Origin of the sequence: Saccharothrix ecbatanensis (genome assembly GCF_014205015.1) — a bacterium.
Lineage (GTDB): Bacteria > Actinomycetota > Actinomycetes > Mycobacteriales > Pseudonocardiaceae > Actinosynnema > Actinosynnema ecbatanense.
Genome location: NZ_JACHMO010000001.1, coordinates 707,508 through 732,840, shown reverse-complemented (window position 1 = coordinate 732,840; position 25,333 = coordinate 707,508). Strand labels below are relative to the sequence as shown.

At 70.3% G+C, this 25,333-nt stretch carries 26 protein-coding genes and 1 pseudogene; 8 read left to right on the top strand and 19 right to left on the bottom strand.

What is annotated here, in order from left to right; genetic code table 11:
* Positions 1-68: 68 nt before the first annotated feature.
* Positions 69-908 (bottom strand): spermidine synthase, encoded by an 840-nt coding sequence (locus tag F4560_RS03350; RefSeq protein WP_184916056.1) that lies wholly within the window; start codon positions 906-908, stop codon positions 69-71.
* 86 nt (positions 909-994) lie between these two features.
* On the opposite strand from F4560_RS03350, the gene F4560_RS03345 reads away from it, so the two are divergent.
* On the top strand, positions 995-1,969 hold the full coding sequence (locus tag F4560_RS03345; RefSeq protein WP_184928871.1) for a methyltransferase: 975 nt from the start codon (positions 995-997) through the stop codon (positions 1,967-1,969).
* 103 nt (positions 1,970-2,072) lie between these two features.
* Here the strand turns inward: F4560_RS03345 and F4560_RS46465 are convergent.
* Positions 2,073-2,264 (bottom strand): annotated as a pseudogene (locus tag F4560_RS46465) (GIY-YIG nuclease family protein); the annotation flags it as partial.
* A gap of 120 nt (positions 2,265-2,384) precedes the next feature.
* On the opposite strand from F4560_RS46465, the gene F4560_RS03340 reads away from it, so the two are divergent.
* On the top strand, positions 2,385-3,305 hold the full coding sequence (locus F4560_RS03340) for a phosphotransferase (protein WP_184916053.1): 921 nt from the start codon (positions 2,385-2,387) through the stop codon (positions 3,303-3,305).
* 200 nt (positions 3,306-3,505) lie between these two features.
* Positions 3,506-4,021, top strand: coding sequence for a hypothetical protein (locus F4560_RS03335; protein WP_184916050.1), 516 nt, complete (start codon positions 3,506-3,508; stop codon positions 4,019-4,021).
* Positions 4,022-4,030: 9 nt separating this feature from the next.
* Here F4560_RS03335 and F4560_RS03330 read toward each other — a convergent pair whose 3' ends face one another.
* Complete coding sequence (locus F4560_RS03330) at positions 4,031-4,387, bottom strand: VOC family protein (protein ID WP_184916047.1); 357 nt, start codon at positions 4,385-4,387, stop codon at positions 4,031-4,033.
* A gap of 168 nt (positions 4,388-4,555) precedes the next feature.
* On the opposite strand from F4560_RS03330, the gene F4560_RS03325 reads away from it, so the two are divergent.
* Complete coding sequence (locus tag F4560_RS03325; RefSeq protein ID WP_184916044.1) at positions 4,556-5,755, top strand: S8 family serine peptidase; 1,200 nt, start codon at positions 4,556-4,558, stop codon at positions 5,753-5,755.
* An 85-nt stretch (positions 5,756-5,840) separates the two neighbouring features.
* On the opposite strand, the gene F4560_RS03320 is transcribed toward F4560_RS03325, so the two are convergent.
* Positions 5,841-8,042, bottom strand: coding sequence for a carboxypeptidase-like regulatory domain-containing protein (locus F4560_RS03320; RefSeq protein WP_221483313.1), 2,202 nt, complete (start codon positions 8,040-8,042; stop codon positions 5,841-5,843).
* Between the two features lie 281 nt (positions 8,043-8,323).
* On the opposite strand from F4560_RS03320, the gene F4560_RS03315 reads away from it, so the two are divergent.
* Positions 8,324-8,734, top strand: coding sequence for a hypothetical protein (locus F4560_RS03315; protein ID WP_184916036.1), 411 nt, complete (start codon positions 8,324-8,326; stop codon positions 8,732-8,734).
* Between the two features lie 76 nt (positions 8,735-8,810).
* Here F4560_RS03315 and F4560_RS03310 read toward each other — a convergent pair whose 3' ends face one another.
* Positions 8,811-10,037, bottom strand: a complete 1,227-nt coding sequence (locus F4560_RS03310) for a tetratricopeptide repeat protein (protein WP_184916011.1) — start codon at positions 10,035-10,037, stop codon at positions 8,811-8,813.
* Between the two features lie 98 nt (positions 10,038-10,135).
* On the opposite strand from F4560_RS03310, the gene F4560_RS03305 reads away from it, so the two are divergent.
* Positions 10,136-11,431: an ATP-binding protein gene (locus F4560_RS03305; RefSeq protein ID WP_184916008.1), complete on the top strand. Its 1,296-nt coding sequence runs from the start codon at positions 10,136-10,138 to the stop codon at positions 11,429-11,431.
* A 22-nt stretch (positions 11,432-11,453) separates the two neighbouring features.
* On the opposite strand, the gene F4560_RS03300 is transcribed toward F4560_RS03305, so the two are convergent.
* Complete coding sequence (locus tag F4560_RS03300) at positions 11,454-11,837, bottom strand: nuclear transport factor 2 family protein (RefSeq protein ID WP_184928870.1); 384 nt, start codon at positions 11,835-11,837, stop codon at positions 11,454-11,456.
* Positions 11,838-11,942: 105 nt separating this feature from the next.
* Here F4560_RS03300 and F4560_RS03295 point away from each other — a divergent pair, with 105 nt between their 5' ends.
* Complete coding sequence (locus F4560_RS03295) at positions 11,943-12,506, top strand: TetR/AcrR family transcriptional regulator (protein WP_184916006.1); 564 nt, start codon at positions 11,943-11,945, stop codon at positions 12,504-12,506.
* Positions 12,507-12,512: 6 nt separating this feature from the next.
* Here the strand turns inward: F4560_RS03295 and F4560_RS03290 are convergent, their stop codons facing one another.
* Positions 12,513-13,100, bottom strand: coding sequence for a TetR/AcrR family transcriptional regulator (locus tag F4560_RS03290; protein ID WP_184916003.1), 588 nt, complete (start codon positions 13,098-13,100; stop codon positions 12,513-12,515).
* A 112-nt stretch (positions 13,101-13,212) separates the two neighbouring features.
* Here F4560_RS03290 and F4560_RS03285 point away from each other — a divergent pair, with 112 nt between their 5' ends.
* Entirely contained in the window at positions 13,213-13,989 is a 777-nt protein-coding gene (locus F4560_RS03285; protein WP_184916000.1) for an SDR family oxidoreductase, read from the top strand.
* Positions 13,990-14,060: 71 nt separating this feature from the next.
* Here the strand turns inward: F4560_RS03285 and F4560_RS03280 are convergent, their stop codons facing one another.
* The 12 genes from F4560_RS03280 to F4560_RS03225 all read right to left on the bottom strand — a co-directional run bounded on the left by F4560_RS03280 (position 14,061) and on the right by F4560_RS03225 (position 25,317).
* Positions 14,061-15,206: a PucR family transcriptional regulator gene (locus F4560_RS03280; RefSeq protein ID WP_184915997.1), complete on the bottom strand. Its 1,146-nt coding sequence runs from the start codon at positions 15,204-15,206 to the stop codon at positions 14,061-14,063.
* Positions 15,207-15,474: 268 nt separating this feature from the next.
* On the bottom strand, positions 15,475-15,672 hold the full coding sequence (locus tag F4560_RS03275; RefSeq protein WP_221483311.1) for an acyl-CoA carboxylase epsilon subunit: 198 nt from the start codon (positions 15,670-15,672) through the stop codon (positions 15,475-15,477).
* Positions 15,672-17,186: an acyl-CoA carboxylase subunit beta gene (locus F4560_RS03270; protein WP_246478067.1), complete on the bottom strand. Its 1,515-nt coding sequence runs from the start codon at positions 17,184-17,186 to the stop codon at positions 15,672-15,674. The genes F4560_RS03275 and F4560_RS03270 overlap by 1 nt, the downstream gene beginning before the upstream one ends.
* Positions 17,187-17,278: 92 nt before the next feature.
* The gene (locus F4560_RS45375; protein ID WP_184915994.1) at positions 17,279-18,508 is read right to left on the bottom strand and encodes a beta-ketoacyl synthase N-terminal-like domain-containing protein; all 1,230 of its coding nucleotides are present in this window, start codon (positions 18,506-18,508) and stop codon (positions 17,279-17,281) included.
* Positions 18,505-19,686 carry a beta-ketoacyl-[acyl-carrier-protein] synthase family protein gene (locus tag F4560_RS03260; protein WP_184915991.1) on the bottom strand — a complete coding sequence of 394 codons (1,182 nt, stop codon included), beginning with the start codon at positions 19,684-19,686 and terminating at the stop codon, positions 18,505-18,507. Before F4560_RS03260 ends, F4560_RS45375 begins: the two co-directional genes overlap by 4 nt.
* Complete coding sequence (locus F4560_RS03255) at positions 19,683-20,930, bottom strand: aminotransferase family protein (RefSeq protein WP_184915989.1); 1,248 nt, start codon at positions 20,928-20,930, stop codon at positions 19,683-19,685. Before F4560_RS03255 ends, F4560_RS03260 begins: the two co-directional genes overlap by 4 nt.
* A 61-nt stretch (positions 20,931-20,991) precedes the next feature.
* Positions 20,992-21,255, bottom strand: a complete 264-nt coding sequence (locus F4560_RS03250; RefSeq protein WP_184915986.1) for an acyl carrier protein — start codon at positions 21,253-21,255, stop codon at positions 20,992-20,994.
* A gap of 27 nt (positions 21,256-21,282) precedes the next feature.
* Positions 21,283-22,002, bottom strand: coding sequence for a DsbA family protein (locus tag F4560_RS03245; RefSeq protein ID WP_184915983.1), 720 nt, complete (start codon positions 22,000-22,002; stop codon positions 21,283-21,285).
* Between the two features lie 28 nt (positions 22,003-22,030).
* Positions 22,031-22,783, bottom strand: a complete 753-nt coding sequence (gene fabG / locus F4560_RS03240; protein WP_246477710.1) for a 3-oxoacyl-[acyl-carrier-protein] reductase — start codon at positions 22,781-22,783, stop codon at positions 22,031-22,033.
* Positions 22,776-23,267, bottom strand: a complete 492-nt coding sequence (locus tag F4560_RS03235; RefSeq protein ID WP_221483310.1) for a 3-hydroxyacyl-ACP dehydratase FabZ family protein — start codon at positions 23,265-23,267, stop codon at positions 22,776-22,778. Before F4560_RS03235 ends, fabG begins: the two co-directional genes overlap by 8 nt.
* On the bottom strand, positions 23,264-24,322 hold the full coding sequence (locus F4560_RS03230; RefSeq protein ID WP_184915981.1) for a beta-ketoacyl synthase N-terminal-like domain-containing protein: 1,059 nt from the start codon (positions 24,320-24,322) through the stop codon (positions 23,264-23,266). Before F4560_RS03230 ends, F4560_RS03235 begins: the two co-directional genes overlap by 4 nt.
* The gene (locus tag F4560_RS03225; RefSeq protein ID WP_184915979.1) at positions 24,319-25,317 is read right to left on the bottom strand and encodes a thioesterase family protein; all 999 of its coding nucleotides are present in this window, start codon (positions 25,315-25,317) and stop codon (positions 24,319-24,321) included. The genes F4560_RS03230 and F4560_RS03225 overlap by 4 nt, the downstream gene beginning before the upstream one ends.
* Positions 25,318-25,333: the final 16 nt, after the last annotated feature.

Genomic DNA, 25,333 nt, shown 5'->3' with positions numbered 1-25,333 from the left:
GCCCAACGCGGCACCGGCCGACCTGTCGTCCGCCTGACCGCCTGACCGCCTGAGGAAGACCCCTGGGATTACCGGGTCCAGCGGGTCACAGGGGTGACCGCCTCCGCCGGGTGGTCGGCCGTCAGCGGAGGCGCGACACCGCGAAACTCCGCCAGTTGGCCGGCCGAGAGGCAGAACACGCGGTTGCCGGCGGCCTCCGGCCCCGTGGTGAGGGCTTGGTGTGGCAGCTCGCGGTCGGAGGCGACCAGGGCGACGTTGCCTGCGGACTTGCCCAGGAGCAAGCCCGCCTTGGCGAGGAGCGCGACGTGCGGGAACACCTCGGTAAGGGCGGCCACGGCGCGCAGTGCCAGGGTCATGTCCGGCTCGCACCACATGTTGCCCAGGTAGAGGCCGCCGGGGCGGAGGACCCTGGCGATCTCGCGCAGGAACTCGACGGCGGCCAGGTGGACGGCCACGAAGCCCGCCCGCGTGGCGTCCATGACCACCACGTCGGCGGTGGCGTCGGGCGTGCGCTCGATTCCCGCCTCGCCGTCCTCCACGCGCACCTGGAGGTCCGCGATCGAGTCCAGGTCCAGGTGCGAGCGCACGAGGTCGACCAGTGGGCCGTCCAGTTCGTAGACCGTCTGGGGCGAACCCGGGCGGGTCGCGGCCAGGTACCGCGCGATCGTGAAACCCCCTCCGCCGACCTGGATGGCCGATACCGGTTCGCCGGCGGGCCAGTGCAGGTCCAGTACCCGGCCGAACCACTCGATGTAGGGAATGTGCAGGTACGTCGGGTCAGCCAGGTCCACATAGGACTGAGCGGCGCCGTCGACCATGAGGACCCAGCCGGTCGGGTGGTACGGGGCCGGCGCCAGTCGTGCCGTGCCGAACTTCACCTGCCGGTCCACGGCCTCGCGGGATTCCACGCGGCCACCTTAGACCCTGTCGATTGACACCCATGCCACAGTGAATCTTCGTGCGAAACGACACCGATGTGGACAAGATCCGCCGAATGGCCGGGTTGGCGACGCCGATGGCCTTGCGGGTCGCGGTGACCCTGGGCCTGCCGGACCGGCTCCTCGGAGACGGCGCCGACGCCAGTCGACTCGCGGCCGAACTCGACGTCTCACCGGTCGGGCTCGACCTGCTGCTCGGCCACCTGACCACCCTCGGCATAGTCGAACGGACGTCCACCGGCTACCGGACCACCGAGTACGGAGGAAACCTCCGCGCCGACGCCGGCAACGGCCTGGCCAACCTCCTGCACATCGAGTCCGCCGCCGGCCGCGCCGAACTGTCCTTCTTCGACCTCGCCCACAGCATCGCCACCGGCGAGGCGGCCTACCCACTCCGTTACGGCCAGGACTTCTGGGCCGACCTCACCGACCACCCACACCTCCGCGAGACGTTCGACCGGCAGATGACCCAGCGGATCCGCGAACAGCTGCCGCAGGTCGTGGCCGGCTTCGACTGGTCCCGGTTCCGCACCATCGTCGACGTCGGCGGCGGCCACGGCACCCCACTCGCCGCGATCCTGACCGCCCACCCTCGAATGCACGGGCATTTGGTCGACCTCGAAGCGACTGCCGCCGTGGCCAGGAAGACCTTCAGCGCTCATGGTCTTGACGACCGAACCGAAGTGACCGCGGGAAGCTTCTTCGACCCACTCCCGGCAGGGGCGGACGCGTACTTGCTGTTCGACATCCTCCACGACTGGGACGACGAGCACGCGCACCGCATCCTGGCCCGTTGCGTCGAGGCCGCCCGACCGTCCGGGCGCGTTCTCGTGGTCGAAGCGGTCGGAGGTCTTCGGGCCGACACCGAGATGGACCTGGTCATGCTCGCGCACTACGGCGGCCGCGAGCGCCGGACCGAAGAGTTCCGCACGCTCGCCGCGTCACACGGACTGACCCTCGACACCGTGACCATCCTGACCGACGAACGCTGCCTCCTCGACTTCGAGCCGGCGGACGGAGTTGTGGTGTGACCGAACAGCCGGGAAGTTGTCGTGCATGCGTCGCTACTACCCGAGTTACTGGCCACATCCCGCTGACACTTCACCGCCCGACGCCCGATCCGGGCTACGGGGCTCACGGCACGATGGGCAGGCCGCGTGCTCGCGTCTTGTGTTCGTCATGAAGCGCACGAAGCGCTGTGCAGTAAGGACTGTGGGCGTTCCCGGCGATGTTCAGCGGAAGGGTCTCCCGCTTGATGAGCTCGTGTTCCAACGCCCACGGCGCGTCGTTCAGGACGAAGGCCACGCGAGCATGTGCGCCCATCCACGCGCTGAGCCGACCGCCTGCTCACCCTCCTCATGAACGGACTGCGCTACGGCGACCTCCCGCGCCAAGCCGCCGACTGACACAACGCCGCGCCGGCCCACCCATGGCACAGTCGTCACCATGCCGTTGGATGCTCTGCCGGACTGGCTACGGGCCTGGTGCGTGGACCACTTGGGGGACGAACCGGTCAGCGTGCTGTTCGAACTGCGGCAGATGTCGGAGGTGTTCGGGCTGCGGTTGGCCGGTGGACGGGACGTCGTGGTGAAGGCGCGGAACGACGACGGACGGGCCGCGTCGTGTGTCGCCGCGCAGGCGAGGTTGGCGGAACGGGGGTTTCCGTGCGCCCGACCCCTCACGCCCGCAGTCGACGTCGGTGTGCTGGCCGTGCACGCCGAGGAGTTCCGACCCGGCGGTGAACTGCTGCGCGGCGACTCGCCGGACGTCGCCGTGCGCTACGCGGAGGTGTTCGGCTGGTTGATGGCCGAACTGGCCGACGTGGCCCTTCCGCCGCCACTGCCGAATCCGCGCTGGATACGTTGGGACCACACGGGTTCAGGGTTGTGGCCGGCGATCAGCGTGCTGGACGACCGGGACCAGCGCGCCGTGCCCGAGTACGTCGTCGACACGGCCCACCGTGCCCGCAAACGCTTGCTGGCCACCGATTTGCCACGCGTCCTTGGCCACGGCGACTTCGAAGCCCAGAACCTCCGATGGCACGGCGAGGACGTGTGGGCGGTGCACGACTGGGACAGCTTGGCGTGGCTGCCGGAGGCGGCACTGGTGGGTGCGGCGTGCGGATCGTTCGCCAACGCCACCCCGCCGACCCTGGCCCCGATCGAGAGCTCCGCCGCGTTCCTCGTCGGCTATCAGGATTTCCGCGGACGCCGGTTCACCGCGGAGGAGCGGGAGATCGCGTGGGCGGCCGGCTTGTGGCTGGCAGCCCACAACGCCCGCTGGGAAGCCGTCCACGGCAACACCCCGTTGTCCTGCAACGCCGTCCGCGAACAGGCCGCCGAACGCCTCCGTCGCGCCAACGCTTAGCGGGCAACAACTTTTGGTTAACACTGAAGCTATAGTGATTAGCGTAACACCAACGGTCTGTCCGGCTAGAATTCGGGACAAGGGATTCCGCCACTAAGGAGTGATAAGGGTGGCCGACTGTTGCCTCTGGGTGTGATTCGCGAGCAGTCTGCTGTGACTGTCACCCCCTTACTCATCCCAGAATCGAAAGGGTGAGATCCATGGCGGATCCGTCCAGATCCCCGTCCGAGAACGACCAGCCGTTCACCCCTGATGGCCCTCCCCTCCCGTTGCCCGACGGCGTGGTGGAGACGCCGGGCCCCGACACCTGGTACTACCTCAAGGCCAACTACCTCAACGAGTCCGGTGAAGACGTCGTCGGGTACCTCTCGCCGCTGGGGTCCAATGCGACCCAGTCCTTCTGGGACTACGTCGTCATGGGCGGCATCGGTGGCGCTTGCCAGTTCCAGTTGCAGGACGTGGACGGCCGGGGCTGGGCGAAGTGGCTGATCAAGGAAGACGGGAACCACCTCTGCCTCAAGGCAACGGGCTGGTACTACCGGGCGTCGGCGTACACGTCGCGGTTCGCCATCGTGGACGGCAAGTTGTATAACGACTACTGGCGGGGCCCCGCGGGAGCCGTCTACCGCAGCATCCTGGTCTCGTCCGGCTACTACGTCGGCCAGGACCTGGGTGACCGGGTGACGTTGACGAACTGCGAACTCGTCCCCGCCTGAGCCCGACGGTCAGGCGGACGTCACTCGCAGGTAATAGCCGTCCGGGTCGTGGATTCGGAAGTCGGTCAAGCCCCAGGGGCGGACCTCGACGTCGGATTCCACCGGCCAGTCCGCGGCCCGGACGCGGGACGCTTCGGCACGCACGTCGTCCACCTCGATCACGATCTCCACGCCGGTCGGCACGGAGCGCGAGGCGCGGTCGACCGGCTGCCAGGCGAGGACGGCGCCGATCCGGACGCCGTCGCGGTCCATCGCGATGTAGCCGTCATATCTCTTGGTCACGGTGAAACCCAGAACGCGGGTGTAGAAGTCCGCACAGACGTCGAGGTCGGCGACGAAAATCTCGACCCGCAGCGCACTCGGCAACGTTTCTCCACCCCTTGACAGATGTCGGCTCGACTTTACGCTTCCGAACGCCTTCGACACGAGCGGAGTGTCGGGGACAGGCGCGGTCATGTCGCCCGAACGGCGCAACGAATCGGCCACCGCGCAATGAGAGCATCGTGGCCCCTGCACCCGTCCTTCAGGAGTGCCATGCGCCGCCTACTCGGCAAGTCACTGCTCGCCGCCGTCCTGTTCGCCGCCGTCCTCCCTGCCGCTCCCGCCAACGCCGACACACGAACCAGCGGGTACATCGTCCTGCTGGACAACGGTGTCGAAGCCACTTCCGTGTCCGCCGACCACGGCACCTCCGCGAACCACGTCTACTCCAGCGCCGTGCGCGGCTACTCGGCGAAGATGACCGCCACCGCCGCGGCCCGCCTCGCCCGTGACCCGCGGGTCGTGTTGGTCCAGCCCGACGGCGTCGCCACCACCACCGCGCAGACCACACCGACCGGCGTCGACCGCGTGGACGCCGAGTTGAGCGCGACCGCCCGCATCGACGGCGCCGACCAGCGGGTGGCCGTGGACGTCGCGGTGATCGACACCGGGGTCGACCTCGACCACCCGGACCTCAACGTGCACACCGCCGGCGCGAAGAACTGCTCCAACGGCCGGACCGCCGATGACGGCAACGGCCACGGCACGCACGTCGCCGGGACGATCGGCGCGCTGGACAACGGCGACGGCGTCGTCGGTGTCGCACCGGGCGCCCGCATCTGGCCGGTGCGCGTGCTCAACAACCAGGGCAGCGGCTCCTGGTCCGACATCATCTGCGGCATCGACTACGTCACGGCGCACGCCGACGAGATCGAGGTCGCGAACATGAGCCTCGGCGGGTCCGGCAGCGACAGCGCGTGCGGCTCCAACCGGGACGCCCTGCACGAGGCGATCTGCCGCTCGGTGGCGGCCGGCGTCACCTACGTCGTGGCCGCCGGCAACAGCGCGGCGAACTCGGCGACCTTCGTCCCCGCCGCGTACGACGAGGTGATCACGGTCAGCGCGCTGGCCGACTTCAACGGCCTGCCCGGCGGCGGCGCGGCGGCGACCTGCCGGGCCGACGTCGACGACACGTTCGCGGACTTCTCCAACTACGGCGCGGACGTCGACCTCATCGCCCCGGGCGTCTGCGTCCTGTCCACCTGGAAGGGTGGCGGCTACAACACGATCTCGGGCACGTCGATGGCCAGCCCGCACGCCGCCGGTGGCGCGGCGCTGTACAAGGCCACGCACGCGACCGCGTCGCCCGGCACGGTGAAGTCCGCCCTCCAAGCGGCCGGCACCGGCACCTGGAACACGGCCACCGATCCGGACGCCACGCACGAACCGCTGCTCAACGTCGCCTCGTTCTGACGACTGACAACCGACAACTGACAAGCACGCTGTTCTGACAAGCACAGCGCGGGGGACGGCCACCTGGGCCGTCCCCCGCGTGCTGTCAGGCGTTGACCTCCCAGTGGAAGTGGGTGGTGTGGCCGCCGATGTTGCGGATCACCGCGGTGGCCGCGCGGCCGTCGTTGAGCGTGACGTTGGCGATCGCCTGTGCGAACGCGCTGCCGGCCGCGAAGGTCACGTACACCGATCGGATCCTGGTGCCGTGCGTGTTGAGCTGGCCGATGATCGTCGCGGCGGTCGCGGCGTCACGGTTGTTGTAGCCGGTGAACCAGCCGTCGGCGCTCGTGCCGACGCGGTGCGAGGCGTGCGGCGGGAACGGCCCGCCGTTCATGTTGGAGAAGTCGCCCCACGTCTGGCCCGCGCCGTCGATGAACGAGCGCACCGTGGGCAGCGCCCAGTCGTCGCCGCCGACCCCGGCATCCCGACCGCCGTAGCGGTTGCCGCCGGTGAACCGCACCAGCTTGGTCGGGGTGCCGGCGTCCTTCTCGGCCGTCTCCCCGCTGGACGACGTCGCCTTCACGCGGAGCGTCAACTGGCCGTTCGTGCCCTGGTTGACGGCGTTGAGCAGGCCGGCCGGGATCTCGAACAACAGCTGGTTGGTCGTGACCTTGTTCTCTTCGTCGTCGCCGAACGTGGTCACCAGCGTGGGTCGGACGGCGGCGGCGAGGGTGCCGCGCACGGTCGTGCCGCCCTCCACCACCTCCAGTGCCAGCTCGGTCAGCGACTCGTCCTTGGGGCCTTGCACGGTGATCGTGCCGTGCACGCGGGTCTGGCCGGCGAAGTACGGGTGGTTGGACGCGCTGAGGAACTGGAGCGCCTGGTTGTCGATGTCCCGCAGCTGCACCTGGCTGATGGTCAGCTTCTTCTTCTTGACCACGTCCACCACGACGCGCGAGCCGAACAGCCCGTCCGCGACGTTGGCGACGGCGAGGTCCACCCGCACGGTGTCGCCCTGCGGGTTCACCGCCAGTTCGGACTCGCTCCACCCGGTCGCGCCGCCACCGTCGAACGCGGCCAGGCCGAGGCCGTTCATGCTGTTGCCGTTGGTGACCGTGCCGGAGGCCTGGGACGAGCGCACGGAGACGTTGTAGAAGTCGTTGAACTCGCTGCCGAACCAGCCGCCGGGCACCTCGCTGGTGATGAACCGGTACCGCACGGTCACGCTCTTGACGCCCGCCTCGACGTCGAACGTGCGCGAGATCGACTGCTGCCCCTCGCCCGCGGTGTCCAGGGCGAGGTCGAAGTCGGCGGCTTCGGCCGACATCCCGGCGGGAGCCGAACCGGTGATGGCCGCGGTGGCCTGCGCCGACGCCTCCTCGGTGCGTGCCGGGTTCGTCTGCGAGGCAGCGGCGAAGCCGGACGGCGAGCCCTCGACGTGCGGGATCACCGAGACCGGCGCGGCGCCGGTCTCCCAGCCCGCCTTGCCCTGGGAGAAGTCGTTGTTGTCCACCGTGCTCGGCGCCCCGATGCCGAGCAGCCGCAGCACGACGGTGCCGTCGAAGACGCTCGTCGGCTGCGTGGCGAACCGGTTGCCGGAGGCCTGCGCGATCACGTTGTACGACCGGTTGGGCAGGTTCGTGAACGCACCGCGGCCGGTCACGTCGGTGACGAGGCTCGCCGACACGTCCGGGTCGTCGGACAGCTTGGCCACGACCGCCGCGCCCTCCACCGGCAGGCCGCCGGCGTCGAGCACGAGGACCGGCACCGTGTAGTTGCCCACCCAGAACACGAAATCCGCTTCGATCCCGTAGCCGTGGATGTCCCGCGCGGACAGTGCCAGCTCGTGGCGGCCGGCACCAAGGCCACCGGTGACGGTGATGGTGTCGGCGGTCATGGCGAGCGATGCGAACGGCACCGGGCGGCCGTTGTCGTACACCACGACGGAGTCGGCCGTCTGGTCGAGCATGGGACAGCTCAGGCGGAACGTGACCGGCGCGCCGACGGCGGTGAAGCCGTTCTCACTCGCGCCCTCCAGCACCGCGACGGCCTCGGAGACGTACTCGGGCTCCTCCGCCGGCTCGGTGCCCGGCGGGATCTCCTGGATCGGCGGCGGCGCGGCGCACGGAACGCCGTCCTCGCACGACCCGAGCCGGTCGCCGTGTCTCAGGTGCGCCTCGGCGGCGGGCGCGGGCAGGGTGAGCGTCTTCTCGGCCGGGGTGCCCGGTGAGTGGCACAGGGTGACCCGTTCGAGTGGACCGGCGTCCGCCAACGGCACGCCGCCGACGGCGGCTACCAGTAACAACACGACGAATGTGGTGAACCGTCTCATGGCTCTCCTGACGAAGGTGGGCAACGCCCGGTGGGGCGCAGACCCTGTTTCGCTCGACCCGGCGGTTTTCGTTACGCCACCGCACAAATAGGTAATCGGTCCGGTGGAAAGCGTTATCTTGCAATGCTTTCGCGGCCGGACGGACGAATGCCGGACTGGGCCGACCAGCCGCCGGCGGCCCGTGGGCAGGTCACAGCGCGGTAACGGTTGGGCGACCGGGGCGCGGGTGCTTCGGTCACCCCTGTTTGCTGTGCGCCATGAACACGAAGGTCACGTCCGTGCTGCTGGCACTGGGCTGCGCCGCGTCCCTGGTGGCGTGCTCCAGCAACGACGACAAGTTCGTCGTGGAGTTGCACGAGGCGGGCTTCGTCGGCATCGGCGAGCCCCGCACCGAGTCCGAGAAGAAGAGCAAGAAGGTCGGCAAGCGGACGGTCAAGTCGTCGCAGAAGGTCATCGAGGTGACGGTCCACGTCAAGGGCTGCGACCTGGAGTTCGAGAAGGTGTCCGGCCAGTCCGGCTACTGGCTGGACGAGCTGCACGTCAACGGCCAGGAGCCGGACTGGCCCGGCTACCCGGAGAACCTCAAGCAGCAGGACGTGGTGGCCTTGTTGGCGGGCAACCAGCCCAAGCCGGAGGGCTTCGAGGACTGCTACAAGCCGGAGGCCTAGCCCGCCCGACCCCGCGCCCGACCTCGCGGCGCGACGACACCGCCGCGTCGCGCCGCCACCAGGTCAAGCAGGTCGATCAGGCGAAGACGGTGAACCAGGTGGCCGCGATGCCGCTCAGGAACACGGCCGTCACGGCGACGGTCAAGCCGCCGACACCGCTCACCGTCCCGGCGAACGCGATCACGGCGACGACGGCGGCCACCCGCGCGCCGATGGTCAGGATCTTGCGGCGGTCCGCCCGGATGGTGTGCGCGGAGCCGGTGGCCATCGCCCACAGGCACAAGCCCAGGGCCAGCGTCAGCAGTTGGTCCAGACCGTTGTTCAGGCCGGCGATCAGGACCACGAGGGCCGCCGCCGCGAACCCGAGGAAGTCGTAGGTCGACAGCCTTGCCGCACGGCCCAGCAGGTGGCGTTCGCGGCTGAGCAGCAGCACGCAGTTCATCAGCGGTTCGAGGCTCCAGCTGACCACGACGGCCGCGACCACCACGACGATCAGCACGCTCGCCCACGTCTCGCCGTCGAACGGCCGCAGCACGCGGGTCAGGATGAACGGCAGGAACAGCACCAGCAGGCGCAGCCCGGTCGGCAGCGTCCTCAGCCACATGCTGTACCGCAGCATGAGGCCGTAGAGCGGGTTGCGGGACTTGAGCGCGACGGACAGGCCCTCCCGGGCGTCCGAATCGGTGGGCGACAGGCGCAGGGCGGTGCGGTGTGCCTGGACGGCCGGCTCACCACCGCCGCGACGAAGCGCCAGCAGACCCCGGATGCGATGGGCGTCGACGTTCTCCGGGTCGAGGCGCAGCGCCTCGTCCACCGCGGCCTCGGACTCCTCGTACCGGTGCGCCTCGAAGAGCGCGGCGGCCTGCACCGCGGCGGCGTCGGAGTCCTCCGGGTCGAGGGCGCGCGCCCGGCCGATGCTCACCAGCGCGTCGGCCGGCCGGTCCTGCGCCAGCAGCACGTGGGCCTGTTGGACGTGCAGCACCGAGGCCTCCGGTGCGAGAGCGAGGGCGTGTCGCACCGCGTCCTCAGCCTCGGGCAGGCGCTTCAGCCCGACCAGGGACGCGGCGAGCGTCGAGTAGGCCATCACGTGCTCCGGTGCCGCGCCGACCGCCGTGCGGCTGGCGTCGTGGGCCTCCTCGAAGCGCTGTTGGCGCAGGAGCGCGTGGGCCAGCAACGCGTGCAGCGTGGGCTCACCGGGGGCCGCGGCCAGGGCGGTGCGGAACTGCTCCTCCGCCTCCCGTGCCCGACCGAGATCGAGCAGCGCCTGACCACGCTGCACCGCAACACCAGCAGTCTCGTCCATCCCCCACCCCGGCTACGCCGTACTCGTCCGGCATACCGTAGAGACACGGGAAGTCGCTGGTCAAAGTAGAACGAATACGATCGGGTACCGTTCCGCGCGTGACGCATGACCCGGTGATCGAGGCACTGCTCGGCGCGCTGACCGCGGACCCCGCCAACCACCCGGTGCGGGCCCACGTCGCCCGGCTGCTGCTGGACGCGGGCCGCCCGGACGAGGCGCTGGCCAACGCCACCACCGTGCTCGCCGCCGTGCCGGACCACGTCGAGGCGCTGCGCACCGCCGCCGCCGCGGCGCGGACCCTCGGTGACGAGGCCAGGGCGACCTCCTACGGCCGGCTCGCGGACGCGCTCGACCCCGCGGACCCACCCCACGACCCGAAGCCCGCCGCACCCAAGCCGGTCGCGCCGTCACCCGCTTCGGTGGCGCCGAACACGGCGGCGACCGCCATCCCGGACACCGCCGACGAGATCCTCCAGCAGTGGTCCGAGAGCGAGCCCGTCGCGGAACCCGCCATCGGCACGCTCGGGCAGGCCGGGCTCACGCTGGCGGACGTCGGCGGCCTCGCGGACGTGAAGCGGCGGCTGGACATGTCGTTCCTGACGCCGTTGCGCAACCCTGAGCTGCGCATGGAGTTCGGCAAGTCCCTGCGCGGCGGGCTGCTGCTGTGGGGCCCTCCCGGTTGCGGCAAGACGTTCATCGCCCGCGCGCTGGCGGGTGAGCTGGGCGCGAGCTTCTACGAGATCGGCCTCAGCGACGTCCTGGACATGTGGATCGGCAGCAGCGAGCGGAACCTGCGCAGCATCTTCGACACCGCCCGCCGCAACCGGCCCTGCCTGCTGTTCTTCGACGAGATGGACGCGCTGGGCCAGAAGCGGTCGCAGCTGCGCGGCGGCGGGTCGTCCATGCGCGGTGTGGTGAACCAGATGCTTTCCGAGCTGGACGGCGCGAGCACCGACAACGAGGGCCTGTTCGTCCTGGCCGCGAGCAACCACCCGTGGGACATCGACTCGGCGTTGCTGCGTCCCGGCCGGTTCGACCGGACCGTGCTGGTGCTGCCGCCGGACGTCGAGGCCCGGGAGGCGATCCTGCGGCTGCACCTGCGCGGCCGTCCGACCGAGCGCCTGGACCTGGGGAAGATCGCCAAGGGGACGGACGGGATGTCCGGCGCGGACCTGGCGTTGATCTGCGAGCAGGCGACGGAGACGGCGATGGAGGCGTCCATGGCGTCCGGCCGGGTGCAGCCGATCACCCAGCGCCACCTCCAGGAAGCGGCGAAGTCCGTGCGGCCGAGCATCGGCGAGTGGATGGAAACCGCCCGCAACTACGCGATGTACGGCAACGAAGCGGGCGCGTACGACGAACTCGCGGCGTACCTGAAGAAGCGCCGCCGCTGAGCGGTCCCGCGCGGCGCGGGGTTCAGCCGACCACTTCCTCCAGCGGCGTCGCGTCGCCCGGGGTCTTGCTGTACCCCAGTGCCTCCACGATGACCCCGTCGGCCACGCGCATCAGGTTCACACCGCGGACGGAGTCCGACTCGCCGTCACCGAACCGGTAGCGCCAGCGGATGGTCGCGCGGTCACCTGACACGGTCACGTCCTCCGGCTCGAACCTGGTAGTGCGATCGGCGGCCAGTGCCTGCCAGAACGTCAGACAGGCGTCACGGCCTTCGTAGCGCGCGCCGTCCGGGGCCGGCTGGATGGACTCCATGACGCAGTCCGCGCCGACCAGATCGGCCAGCAGGGCCGGGTCGTGCTCGACGAACGCCCGGTTGAACTGCCGCATGATCTCGGCGGTCTCCATGTCGGACACAGGGGTGCTCCCTTTTTCGCGGTGAGTAGAACGACTGGTCTACTCGACCATATAGACCGGTTGATCTACTCGTCAAGGTGTGCGAACCTCGCTCACGTGAGCTCCCGAGCAGAACCCGGCCCTCGTGAACGCCTGGTCCACGCGGCACAGCGGCTGAGCTACACGCACGGGGCGACGATCGGCGTGGACGCGTTGCTGAAGGCGGCGAACGTGGCGCGGCGTTCGCTCTACGAGCACTTCGGCGGCAAGGACGGCCTGATCGCCGAAGTCCTGCGGCGCAGCGCGGCCGAGGACGAAGCCGACTACCGGGCGGTCTTCGCCGCCGCCGGCGACGACCCGCGCGAACGACTGCTCGCCGTCTTCGACCGGCTCGGCGCGGTGGTGTCCACACCGGACTTCCGGGGCTGCCGCTACCTCGCGGCGGACCTGGCCCTGGCCGACAGCGCCCACCCCGCGCACGCCGTCACCCGCGAGTACCGCGAGCGGATCCGCCAACTCCTCGACCACGAAGTCCGACGACTCGGCCACCCCGACCCCGGCCGGGCCACCGACCAGCTCCAGCTGTTGATCGAAGGCGTCCTGGCGATCGGCGCGACCCGCCCCGGCGCCAAGCACGCCGAATCGGCCCGTGAGCTGGCCAAGCAGGTCCTCGACGTCTGACGCGCGTCAGGAAGGCCAGGCGCGGAGGGCCATCTCCGCCATTCGGTGCAGTTGTTCGCGGCCCACGCCGTCGGCGGCCTGCACGGAGATGCCCTGCGACACCACGGCCACGAACTTGGCCAGGTCGCCCGCGTCCACGTCCTCGGGCAGGTCGCCCTCGGCCTTGGCCCGCTCGAAGCGCTCCCGCAGGCCGATCTCCCCGGTCCGGCGCCAGTCGGCGAGCTGCTGACGGGCCGACTCGGAGTCCTCGCCCATGGCCAGTCCGCCCTGGAGGCCCAGGCAGCCCTGCGGGCAGTCGGGCCGGGTCGCCATGTCGGCGGCGCCGCGCAGCATGTGCTCGGCCACGCCCCGGGCGGTCGGCTGGAGGAGGGCGTCCCGCATGTGGGTGGCCTGTTGGTCCGTGTAACGCTCGATCGCCTTGCGGAACAACGATTCCTTGTTGCCGAAGGCCGCGTACAGGCTCGGACGGTTGATGCCCATCGCGGCCGTCAGGTCCGACAGCGCCGCACCCTCGTAACCGCGCTGCCAGAACACGCGCAAGGCGCGGTCCAGGGCCTCGTCGGCGTCGAACTCGCGGGGACGTCCACCGGCCATCGCACGGTCACCTCACTTCTGCACTCATCAGTACGGTACTCCGCCGCCCTTCCCGGTGACCGCGGTCACAAAATTCTTGACCAAGCGGTACAGAACTTGGATTCTGTACCACATGGTAAATAACTTAGCCGGACGACGTGCGGTGGTCACGGGCGGCACGCGGGGCATCGGCGCGGCGATCGTGCGCAAGCTGTCCGAGGCGGGCGCGACCGTGCTGACCACCGCCCGGTCCGCGAACGCCACCGACCTGCCACCCGGCGTGCTCTTCACGACCGCGGATGTCACCGACCCGGACTCCGTTCGGCGACTGGCGGATGAGGCCACCCGCCGACTCGGCGGGGTGGACATCCTGGTGAACAACGCGGGCGGCGGCGCGGCCCGACCGGGCGGCTACTCCGACATCGACGACAAGACCTGGCAGGACATCCTGGAGACGAACCTGCTCGGCGCGGTCCGACTCGACCGCGCGCTCGTGCCCGCGATGGTCGAGCGCGGCTCCGGGGTGGTCGTCCACATCTCGTCCTCGTCGGCACACGTCCCGGTCGGCGCGCTGCTGCACTACTCGGCGGCCAAGGGCGCGCTTTCCACCTACAGCAAGGGGTTGGCCGAGGAGGTGGCGGCCAAGGGCGTGCGGGTCAACCGGGTCTCCCCCGGCATGACCGAGACCCCGGCGGTGGCCGGGGTGATCGCCGACATCGCCGCGGCCACCGGCGGCAGCCGGGACGACGCCCGCGCCACGCTGGTCGAGTCGATCGGCGGCATCCCGATCGGCCGCACCGGGACACCCGACGACATCGCCAACCTGGTCGCGTTCCTGGTGTCGGACGAGGCGTCCTGGATCACCGGCGCCGACTACGTCATCGACGGCGGCATGCTCAAGGCCTCGTGAGCCGACTGGACTCGCGGGTCACCACCGTCCGCTCGGCGGCGGTGGACCCGCGAGTCCACAAAGGACACGAGTCAGCTCGCGCGCTCGCCCGGCAGCTCCTCGGGCAAGGACTCCGGCACGGGGTGCTCGCCGTCGAGCTGGTGCGCGGCGAGGGCGAGTTGGAACGCCTTGATCCCCCGGCTGCTGAGCGGGTCCACGCCGGTGACGGTCGCGATCTTCTGCAACCGGTAGGACAGCGTGCGGCGGTGGATGCCCAACCTCGTGGCGGTGCGGCTGCGGTCGAGATCCGTCTGGTAGAGCTGGTGCAGCGTGGTGATCAGGTCGCACTGGTCGATGATCGGCTCGATCACCTGGCTGACGTCCTGCCGCAGCAGCCCGTCCTCGGCGAGGACCTGCTCCATCCGGAGCGTTTCGGGCCGCACGACGCCCGACAGCTGGAGGGCCGAGGCGAGGGCCGACGCGCGTTCGGCGTCGACGACCGCGGCCGGGATGTTCTTCGGCTCGGTCGCCCGGGTCAGGACGATCATGGACGAGACACCGCCGAGCTGGGCGCAACGCCGCGCCTGCACCTCCGTCCGCGCCCACATGTCCGGGGCGTCGACGGTCGGGAACAGGGCGACGGACCCGCGTTCGGTCTGGTTGACGAGCACGTCGCGGGGGAAGGCGTCGGTGGCCACGGTTCGCGACGGAACCGCCATGACGAGGTACGCGGGGCAGAGCGCCAGTCCCGCGTTCACCGCGAGGTCCGTGCGGGGAGTGCCCGCGAGCAGGGATTCGAGGAACGCCTGCCGGGCGACCTCGACCCTCCCGTCGGACTTCACCGACAGGAAGTACCCGTCGCGCAGCGATTGCAGGCAGCTGTCGGCCAGTTTCCCGTTCCACGCCGTGTAGGCGACCAGTTCGGTGTGGTCACCCGGCTCGGCCACCCGCCAGTACCCCGTCACCAGGGCCGTGTACCCGATCTCTATACCGCGCAGGACGTGCCCGAGGGGCAAGCCGTTGGCGACGGCGTCCTGGGCGAGTTCGACGTGGATGTTCCAGTCCTGGTCCGGCAGCGTGGCGGCGCCCGACCAGACGTCCAGCCCCGCCTCCATGACCGTGCGGGCGCTGGAGACCCACAGCCGCCTGCTGGCCGGGCCGGCGGACGTCAGCGGCCCATTGCCTTCGAGTATGCCGTCGGACAGGTCTTCGAGGATGTCGACGTGGGCGGCCCGCATGCGCTTCACCAGCGATGGCCGAACCAGCAATGGCCCACGGATGTCAGCATTATTCATCGGTTGGTCCTATCCCCCAGAGACGACGACCGAACCCTCTCGACAGTCAAGCGCACGAGATCGGGAAGGGCAAGCCGACGATTACTGGGTTCAATGCGGACCTGGCGCTTCGCCTATCCCACCCTTCGCCGGACGATTTTGTGAGATATCCTCTTTTTCCGCGATTTACGAACGGAATCCGATCGCACCACGTCCGGAGCCGTCCCGGTCGTCACGGTGACCAAGCGCGCGCGGCCCATGACCTGGGCGGAGCGTAACGACCCGCAACCGTCCAAGGTGCGGGAACACGCACACCGGGCTTCGGTGCGGGTGCGCGTCGGACGGCTGCCAGCGCCGCGACCAACGCGGCCAACTCGTCGTCGGTGGGCGCTCCGCGGAGCAACCTCACGTCCACTTTCACGTGATCCATCACACGGGGGGATTGCCGTGTTTGCGCGCCGGGAGGTCGACGCGCTTGGACCGCAGCATGGCCAGCGCGGAAATCAGGGCGCCCCTGGTGTGAGCTGGATCGATCACGTCGTCCACCAGCCCGCGCTCGGCCGCGTAGTACGGGTGCATCAACTCCTGCCGGTACTCCTTGATCCGCTGCGCGCGCAGGGCGGCGGGGTCGTCCGACGCCGCGATCTCCCGGCGGAACACCACATTCGCCGCGCCCTCGGCGCCCATGACCGCGATTTCATTGGTGGGCCACGCAAGGGAGATATCGGCGCCGATCGAACGTGAGTCCATGACGATGTACGCGCCGCCGTAAGCCTTGCGCAGGATCATCTGCACTCGCGGAACAGTTGCGCAACAATAGGCGTAGAGGAGCTTCGCGCCGTGCCGGATGATCCCGTCGTGTTCCTGACCGCGGCCGGGCAGAAATCCCGGCACGTCCACCAGGGTGATCAATGGGATGCTGAACGCGTCGCACGTCTGGACGAATCGCGCGGCTTTCTCGGACGCGTGGATGTCGAGCACCCCGGCCAGCACCGCGGGCTGGTTGGCCACGATTCCGACCACATTCCCGTCGAGCCTGGCGAGCGCGCAGACCACGTTCGAGGCCCAGTTCGCGTGCACTTCGAGGAAATCACCGTCGTCGACGACCTCGCCGATGACCTCGCGCATGTCGTAAGCGCGGGTGGGATCGGCGGGAACGAGGTCGAGCAGGACGTCGTTGCGCCGTTCCGGGTCGTCACCGGTCTGGACCACTGGCGGCAGTTCACGATTGTTGGAGGGGAGCAGCGAGAGCAGGTGGCGGACCTCTTCGAAGCATTCCGCCTCGGTGTCGAACACGAAGGTCGCCGCACCGGAGATCCCGGTGTGCACGTCCGCGCCGCCGAGGGCCTCGTGGGTGATCTCCTCGCCGGTGACGGCCTGCACCACGTCCGGGCCGGTGATGTACATCTGGGAGATGTCGCGGACCATGAACACGAAGTCGGTCAACGCGGGCGAGTAGGTCGCGCCGCCCGCGCACGGGCCGAGGATGACGCTGATCTGCGGGATGACACCCGAGGCGCGGGCGTTGCGGCGGAAGATGCCGCCGTAGCCGGCCAGGGCGCAGACGCCTTCCTGGATCCGCGCGCCCGCGCCGTCGCTGAGGCTGACGATCGGCGCGCCGGCCTGCTCCGCCAGGTCCATCACCTTGTGGATCTTCGCGGCGTGCGCCTCGCCGAGCGAGCCGCCGAAGATCCGGAAGTCGTGGGCGTAGACGAAGACCGTCCGGCCGTCCACGGTGCCCCAGCCGGTGACGACGCCGTCGGTGGCCGGGGTGCGGTCCTCCAGGCCGAAGCCGGTCGCCCGGTGCTTGCGGAACTGGTCGACCTCGCGGAAGGAACCGGGGTCGAAGAGCAGGTCGATCCGCTCACGGGCGGTCAGCTTGCCGCGCGCGTGTTGCGCTTGGGTCGCCTCCGGTGAGGGACCTGCCGCGGCGGCTTCGCGCATGGCGGTGAGTTCGCCGACCAGGGCGGCCATGGCTCGGGCCGGTGCGTGCGCGGTGGGCGGGATGTGCGCGGTGGTCGGGATGTCGACAGCGGTCACGGATTTCCTCCCGAAGCGGGGCGGGCGGGAACGACCATGGTCACGGCGACGGTGCCCAGCGCGTTCGCGCACACCACCGCCGTACCCGGCCCGCCCGCGCGGAGGATGTCGGCGACTTCGAGGACGGGGCTCAGGCACCCCGGCCCGACGGTTCGACTCCGGGCGCCGGGAAGGGCCCGTGCCACCACGTCGGCGACTGGTGAGGAATCGCGGAGGAGGCGGACGGGGATGTCCGCGGAGACGCCGTGGTCGGCGAGCACAGCACGAAGTCTGTCGACCTCGGCGTCCGCGTCACGGACTGCGGCCGAGGGCGGAATGAACAGGGATGAGGACGCCAAGGAGCCGTACACCCGCGCGCCGCGTGCGGCTGCACGTGAGGCCGGTTCGACGATCAGCACGGCCGCGCCGTCGTCGGCGGCGGGCAGGGCTGCACCGGGCAGGTCGGGGCGGGGCCGATCAGGATCCGGCCGGCCGGCCGCAGACAGATCGGCGCCGGGCGCGGCGGGCACGGTGGCGGCGGCGGGCGGAGCCGAGGCGGTCAGGCCGGTACCGGACAGATCGGCGCCGGGCCGGGCTGCACCGGGCGGGGCTGAAGCCGACAGAGCGCCGGCGGGCGCGGGCGCGGTGGCTGCCGGTGCGGTCGTGGCGGGCGCGGCGGCGGGTGGGGTGGGGTGAGTGGCGGGTGGGGTGGGGGATGTTGTGTCGGGCGGGGTCTCGGTGGCGCCCAGGACGAGCCAGTCAACGTCGCCGTCACGTACGACGCGGAAGCCCTGTTCCACCGTCTCCACTCCGGCCGTCGCGGGGCTGTGCACGGCCAGGGTGAACCCTCGCCAGCCGTACTCGATACCCAGGCGCGCGAGGAAGAGGTTGACCGAGAAGTACGGCACCGTGGCGGGGCGCAGGAACCGGATACCGGTGTCCGCGACCTCCCGGTCGATGTCGGCGTGCAACCGCGAGGCGCAGTTGTTCGAACCCAGCACCACGCCGCACCGGTCGTCCGGCCCTTCCGACTCCAGCCGGGCGTCGATCAATGCCCGCTTGGCCGCCGCCAACAGGTACTGCGCCGCACGCGGAACGTATTTGTAGCCCTGGGGGCCCAATTCGGTCCGGTAGTCGAACCAGTCCGGGGCGCCTTCGGCAGGCGGAGCGCACACGCCGACGCCGGTGACGACGAGTTCGCGGACGGGGTCGGCGACCGGCAGCGGGGAAAGGGCGGGTGTCGTCACGGTCGGTCCTCCGCGGGGGCAAGGACGAGACAGATGTTGTGGCCGCCGAAAGCGAACGCGTTGACGAGCGCGTGGCTTCCGCGTACCGGGACCTCTTCCGAAGGAACCCAAACCGGACAATCCGGATCCGGTTCCTTCACCGCGATGTTCGGCGGAACGACTCCGTGCCGGAGCACCGCCAATGCCGCGACGGCCGACAGCAGACCCGAAGCCGCACCGGTGTGACCGAGGGCGGCTTTCGTGCTGTAGACCGGAACCTCACCCAGCCGATCACCCAGCACGGCGCCCAAAGCGGTCGATTCGGTGACGTCGCTCAACGGTGTCCCGGTCGCATGCGGCACCACCACACCCACGTCGTCGGCACGGATGTCCGCGCGTTCCATCGCACGGCGCATGGCCGCGATGATCCGTTCACCGCTGGGGTCCGGCGCGGTGGCGTGATGGGCGTCGCACGTCCAGCCATGGCCCGCCACCGTGCCCAGAACGGGAACACCACGGCGACGCGCACGGTCGATCGACTCGATCACGACGGCGCCGGCTCCCTCGGCGAGGCTCGTGCCCGCCCGGTTCCGGTCGAACGGCCGGCAGCCCTCCGGGTCGAGGGCGCCGAGTCGGTTGAAGCTCGCCGTGATCAGCCGGGAGGCGGTCTCCACCCCCGCCGCGACCACGACGTCCGCCGTCCCGTCCGCGATCATCCCGACGCCGAGGGCCATCGCGTAGGCACCGCCGGCGCAGGCGTTGGACAGGTCCAAGGCGGCCCGTCGAGCACCGAGACGATCGGCGATCACGGCGGCCGACCGGTGCGTGGGCGGCCAGTGCCCAGGCGCGACCTCACCCCCGCGCCACCGCTCGGCCTGCTCGACGTCACCGACACCGCCGGCCACGACGACCGCCATCCGCGCCGTGTCGGCATCGGTCAACCGCGCCTGCGCCACGGCCTGGCTCACCGCCGCCCAGGCCGCGTGGGTCGAACGCCCGGCGGCGGGCAGCTCCGAACGCGCCTGATCCAACAGCGGGTCGGCGATCCGACGCCACAGCCCCGGGCCGCACTCGGGACCGATCCCGGGTGCGGACTCCGGGACGGGTTCCCGCCGCTCGGTCATGGCCCGCCACAGGTCCGCCGGATCGGCGCACACCGCCGACAACGCGCCCGTGCCGGTGACCGCCACAGTGCTCATCGGGACGCTCCGTCACTGCGGGGATCCGGGATGTGCGGCTCCACCAGCGTGTCCAGCGCGGCGGACAGACCGGCGGCGATCGCGGCGATGTCCACGGACGTGGCGACGAACGCGGGTGACACCTGCAACGCGCCCGCCCCGATCGCCCTGGTGCTCACACCGTGGGCACGCGCGGCACGCACGGCGTCCTGCGCGGACGCGGCGTTCTTGAGCTGCACCGCGGCCAAAGCGCCCACGCCGCAACGGACTTCGGTCACCGCGGAGTGCGAAGCCAGCCGCCCGAGGTGATCCACGATCACGCCCTCCAACGCCGCGGCCGAGCGGACCAGGTCCTCCCGCTCGATCAGGTCGAGGTTGGCCAGGGCGACCGCGGCGCACATGGCGTGGCCGGAATAGGTGTAGCCGTGCCGCCACCACACCCCGCCGGCCGGCCGGAAGAACGGCTCGCTGACGCGCGGCCCGACGAGCACCGCGCCCATCGGGGCGTAACCGGACGTGAGCCCCTTGGCCGTGACGATCATGTCCGGTTCCAGCCCGAACCGGCCGCTGGCGAACCAGTGCCCGAGGCGGCCGTAGCCGGTGACGACCTCGTCCGCGATGAACAGGACGTCGTAGTGCCGGCAGATCCGCCGCACCTCGGCCAGGTAGCCGGGCGGGGGCGGCAGCACTCCCCCGGCACCGATCACCGGCTCGCAGATGAACGCCGCCACCCGTTCCGGGGTGAGCCGCTCGATGGCCGCGGCGAGGTCGGCCGGGTCGTCCCACGTCACCGTCGCGGTGTCCGGGACCAGCGTCCCGTGGTCCGCCTTGTTCAGCGGCAACCCCGACAGCGACGTGCCCGCGGCGTGCATGCCGTGGTACCCGTGCCCGCGGCCGATGACGTGGGTGCGGTCGGGCTTGCCCACCTCGTGCCAGTAGCGGCGGGCAAGCTTGACCGCCGTCTCGACCGAGTCCGACCCGCCACTGGTGAAGAAGACCTTCGTGTCGGCCATCGGCGAGATGTCCGCCAGCCGCTCCGCGAGTTCGAGGGTCGGCCTGGTGGCGACGTCGCCGAAGGTCGAGTACGCGGCCACCTTGCGCATCTGCTTGGCCGCGGCGTCGGCCAGTTCACCGCGGCCGTGGCCGACGTTCGCGAACCACAGCCCGGCGGTGGCATCCAGGTAGCGGTTGCCGTCCGAGTCGGTGATCCAGACCCCGTCACCGGAGTCCACCACGAACTCGCCCGCTTTTTCGACCGCGGCCATGTCGGCGAAGGGATGCCAGAGGTGGTTCACGTTTCTCCCCGGTGGTGTGGTCGGTGGAAGGTCAGCGACCGGCCAGCTTGCCGTCGAGCAGGCGCATGACGTCGCGCATCCGCACCACGTCCGACACCTCGTTCGACTCGATCTTGATCTGGTAGTGGCGTTCGAGCGAGACCGCCAGTTCGAGCGACAGCAAGGAGTCCACGCCCAGGTCCTCGACGAAGTGCGCGTCGTCGGTGACCTTCTCGATCGGGAGGTCCAGGACGTCCGCGACGAGCTCGCGCAGCTCGGTGACGTCGATGGTGGGAGTGGCGGTGGAGTCGGTCATCTCATGTCCTTTCGGGAAGGTCGGCGGTCAGCCGCAGCCACCGGCGTGGCCGTGGTCGGCGCCGGGGACGCTGAATTCGGGGAAGTCCAGGTACTCGGCGTCCCAGGCCTGCTCGACCTCGGAGTACACGTCGCCGCGCACGTCCGCGACGAAGGCGCGCAGCCGGTCGACGCCGAAGAACTTGTTGCGGCCGTTGATGAAGAAGGGGACGCCGAACATCCCGTCCTTCGCGCAGCGGACCAGGGTGTCCAGGCCGCGCTGACGCATCTCCGGGTCGTCGGCCGCGTTGGCGGCCTTGTCCGCGTCGATGCCGAGGTCCGCCGCGATGCCGTGGATGACCGACCGGTCGCTCACGTCCAGGTTCTGCTCCCACCGGGCCTGGTAGACCCGGTCGCAGTACTGCCGGCCGACGCCCGCGTCCTCGGCGACGAACCAGCCGAAGTGGGCGACTTCCCACACCGGGTTGCGGTCCACCGGCCACGTCATCTTCCAGCCGCGCGCGGCGGCCATGCGCGCGGTGTCCTGGAGGATGTAGAAGTTCTTCGCCCGCGCCATGGCCACCACGGCCAGGTCGACGCCCGCCTCGCCGAGCATCCCGGTGCTCTGCTCGTCGGGCTCGAAGAACGGGATCCACTCGATCGCGTCGGCGACGTCGGGGTACTTCTCCACCAGGTCGCGGTAGGCGAACCACGAGTACGGACTCCGGAGGGAGAAGTACCAGCGCGGTCGCTTGGGTGCCTTGCTCATGTCGCTCCTCGGATGCCTGATGCCGCCGTCAGATGCTGATGCCGCCGTCGATCTGGAAGACGCCGCCGGTGATGTAGGCCGCGCGGTCGGAGGTCAGGAACGAGACCAGGTCGGCCACCTCGTCGGCCGTGCCCACCCGCTTCAGCGGGATGTTGCCGAGCATCTTCTCCAGCACCTTGGGGTCGACCGCGGCCGTCATGTCGGTCTCGATGAAGCCCGGCGCCACCACGTTGACCCGGATGTTGGCCCGGCCCAGCTCCTTGGCCAGCGACTTCGACAGGCCGATGATGCCCGCCTTGGACGCGGCGTAGTTGGACTGCGTCGCGTTGCCGTACACGCCCGCCACCGACGACAGGTTCACGATGGAGCCGCGCTTGCGCTTCATCATCTCGAAGACGACGGCACGGCAGACGTTGTAGACCCCGTCGAGGTTGACGCTGATCACGTCGTTCCACTCGTGGTCCTTCATCAGCAGCAGCGGGTTGTCGCGGGTGATGCCCGCCGACGTCACCACCGCGGTGATCGGGCCGAGGGTGGACTCGGTGTCCGCCACGGCCGAGCGCACCGACGCCGCGTCGGCGACGTCCGCGCGGATCGCCAGCGCGGTGCGGCCGAGCTCGGCGACCTCCTTCTCCACCGCGGTCGCCGCGTCGGTGTTGGCGGCGTAGCAGAAGGCGACGTCGAAGCCGTCCTCGGCGAGCCTGCGGACCACTGCCCGCCCGATACCGCGCGAACCGCCGCTGACGAAGGCGACCGGGGCACTTTCCTGCATGTCAGGCATGGCTCTCTTCCTTGCCGACAGCCTGCGGGCGCAAGACGCTCGCGGGCTGGAACATCATGATGATCTGGTCCACGGTCATCACCGTCTCGCCGTCGACGACGGTCTTCCCGCCGGCGACCACGGAATCGCCGATGACCCTGCCGATGGTCACGTGGTGCTCCATCACCTGGCCGGCTGTCACCTGCCCGTGGAACTCCACGCCCGATGCCGAGCCGAAGAGCATGACGGTGCCGCTCAGCACATCGGGGTTGGGCGACTCCTTGGTCACCAGCACCCCGGCCGTCTGCGCCCAGGACTCCAGCATCAACGCCTGCGGGTACGCGTCCGCGACGGGGACGCCGGACGCGGCGAACCACGGCTCGGTCGCCACGACCTGGCGGACGGCGCGGATCCTCTCCCCGTCGACGCACTCGTCGACGCGGTCGACCAGCAGCATGGGCGGGCGGTGCGGGAGGACGGCGCGGATGCCGTCGGCGTCGATCACGAGGGTTCTCCGATCCTCAGGAGCGCGGCGGCGTGCAGGCCGTCCGGGTCGACCGCGAGGATCAGCACCGGCTTGCCCGCGCCGCCTTCACGGTGTGCGGTCGCCAGCACCGACGCGATCTGGAACACGGCGGTGACCGCGCCGGCGTCGCCCCAGGGTGACTCCAGCGGGAACCGCGTCGGGGTGGCCGAGCCGAGGGCGGTGTCCAACGCCCGCGTCTCGACGCGCCGGTCCTCGGCGGTGCGGGGAACCGTGCTGACCGCCCACAGGTCCTCCGGCGCGATACCGGCGGAGTTCAGGGTCCTGGTGACGCAGTTGGCGATGCGCTCGGCCGCGTCCTCGGGTCCGTGCACCCCGGACTCCACGGCCAGGACTTCGGCCAGGACGTCGTCGGGCTCCACCGCGAGGGCGTGCTCCACCATCAGGATGGCCGCGCCCTCGCCGAGCCGGATGGGCTCGTCGACGGCGGGCCGCCCGCGTTCCTCCAGCAGCTGCCGCTGCGGGCTGAACTCCTCCACCGCGCCGCACAGCACCGCCGACGCTCGGCCGGCGTCGAGCAGTCGGCGCGAGTACCGCAGCCCCAGCAGACCGGCGGCGCGGCCACCCGCCAGCGTCGTGTTGGGGCCCTTGACCTGCTGCCAGATGGCACTCTGGCCGGCCGGGCAGTTCATGATCGCGTTCGGGACGCGCGCGGCCTCGACGTAGAACGGCTTCTCCCCGGTGAGGGAGTCGCGGGTGATCTGCATCGCCGACGCCGCGCTGCCCGTCGTCGTCCCCAGCACGATCGCGCCGGTGGGGCCCGTGGCGCGCTCGCGCCGGTCGGGGACGGAGTCGAGCAGGTCGCGCACGGCCACCACGGCCAGGGCCGTCGCCCGGTCCATGGCGCGGGTCCCCCGCCGTCCCAACGCCTGCTTCACGTCGAAGCCCGGGACCACGAGGGGGCCCGACTCCCCGGCGGACGTGGCGGGGAGGGCCAGGACGCCGTCACGGAAGGCGGCGGTGTCCCCGCCGAAGGGCGACAGCGCCGACCAGGCCGTGATGACCGGCGCGTTCATGCCTGCGCGGGTGCGGAGGAGAAGGCGGTCACGACACGCTCGTCCCAGGGGACCATGACGGCCTCCTTGCCGTTCTCCACCATCACGTAGCAGTGCGTGATCTCGCCGGTGGCGGTCTGGACGAGCTTGCCGTCACGGACGACGTAGCAGTCCATCGTCGCCGTGTAGAGCATGTTCTTGAAGATGTCCTTGACCGAGTAGACGATGTAGAGGTCCTCTTCCATGAGGACTTCGTCCATGATCGTCACCGAGTTCGCGGACACCGCCGGGATCCAGTTGCGCTCGGTGAGCATGCCGCCGATCGAGCAGCCCCGCGCCTCTACGAACCGGGACTTCGCCTCTTCCATCAGCCGCAGGTAGGCCGACATCTGGAGGCGCTCGAAGAAGTGGATGTAGGGGTACGGGACCTTGAACCGCCAGGCGTAGGCGTTGCGGCCCTCGACCAGCTTGCGGCTGACCGGGTCGTCGTCGCTGGAGGCGCCGGACATCAGCGGCGCGCCGAACTCGGTGATCGCCGCGCCGGGCTCGGAACCGCCGATGTAGTCGACCACGAAGCGGTCCAAGCCCTCGGGCAGCGGCGCGCGCTTCGTCATGCGGCGCTCGTCCCCGTCACGGCGGAACTGCACCTGCACCTTGGACCGGACCGCGCGCTTGGGCGCGCCGTCACGCTGGACCGTCAGCTCCACGGAGAAGGAGGCGACGTTCCCGCTGTCACCGGTCGTGGGCGTCACCACGGCGTCGACGTCGTCATCCACCAGCAGCGCGGCGCTGAGCTTGGTCTTGATGTCGATGATGTCGAAGCCGACGCCAGTGCTCTCGTAGAGCGCGCCGACCGCGAGCCCACTGCGGCGGAAGTGCTCGATGACCGCCTTCTCCACGAGGTAGTTCACGTGCTTGAAGCCGATGATGGTGCCGATGTTGGCGCCCTCGTAGCCGGGCGTGTAGGTGACGCTCGTCGTCTCCGACAGCAGCGTCTTGACCGCGATGCTGGTCATCTCGGTTCTCGTCTCC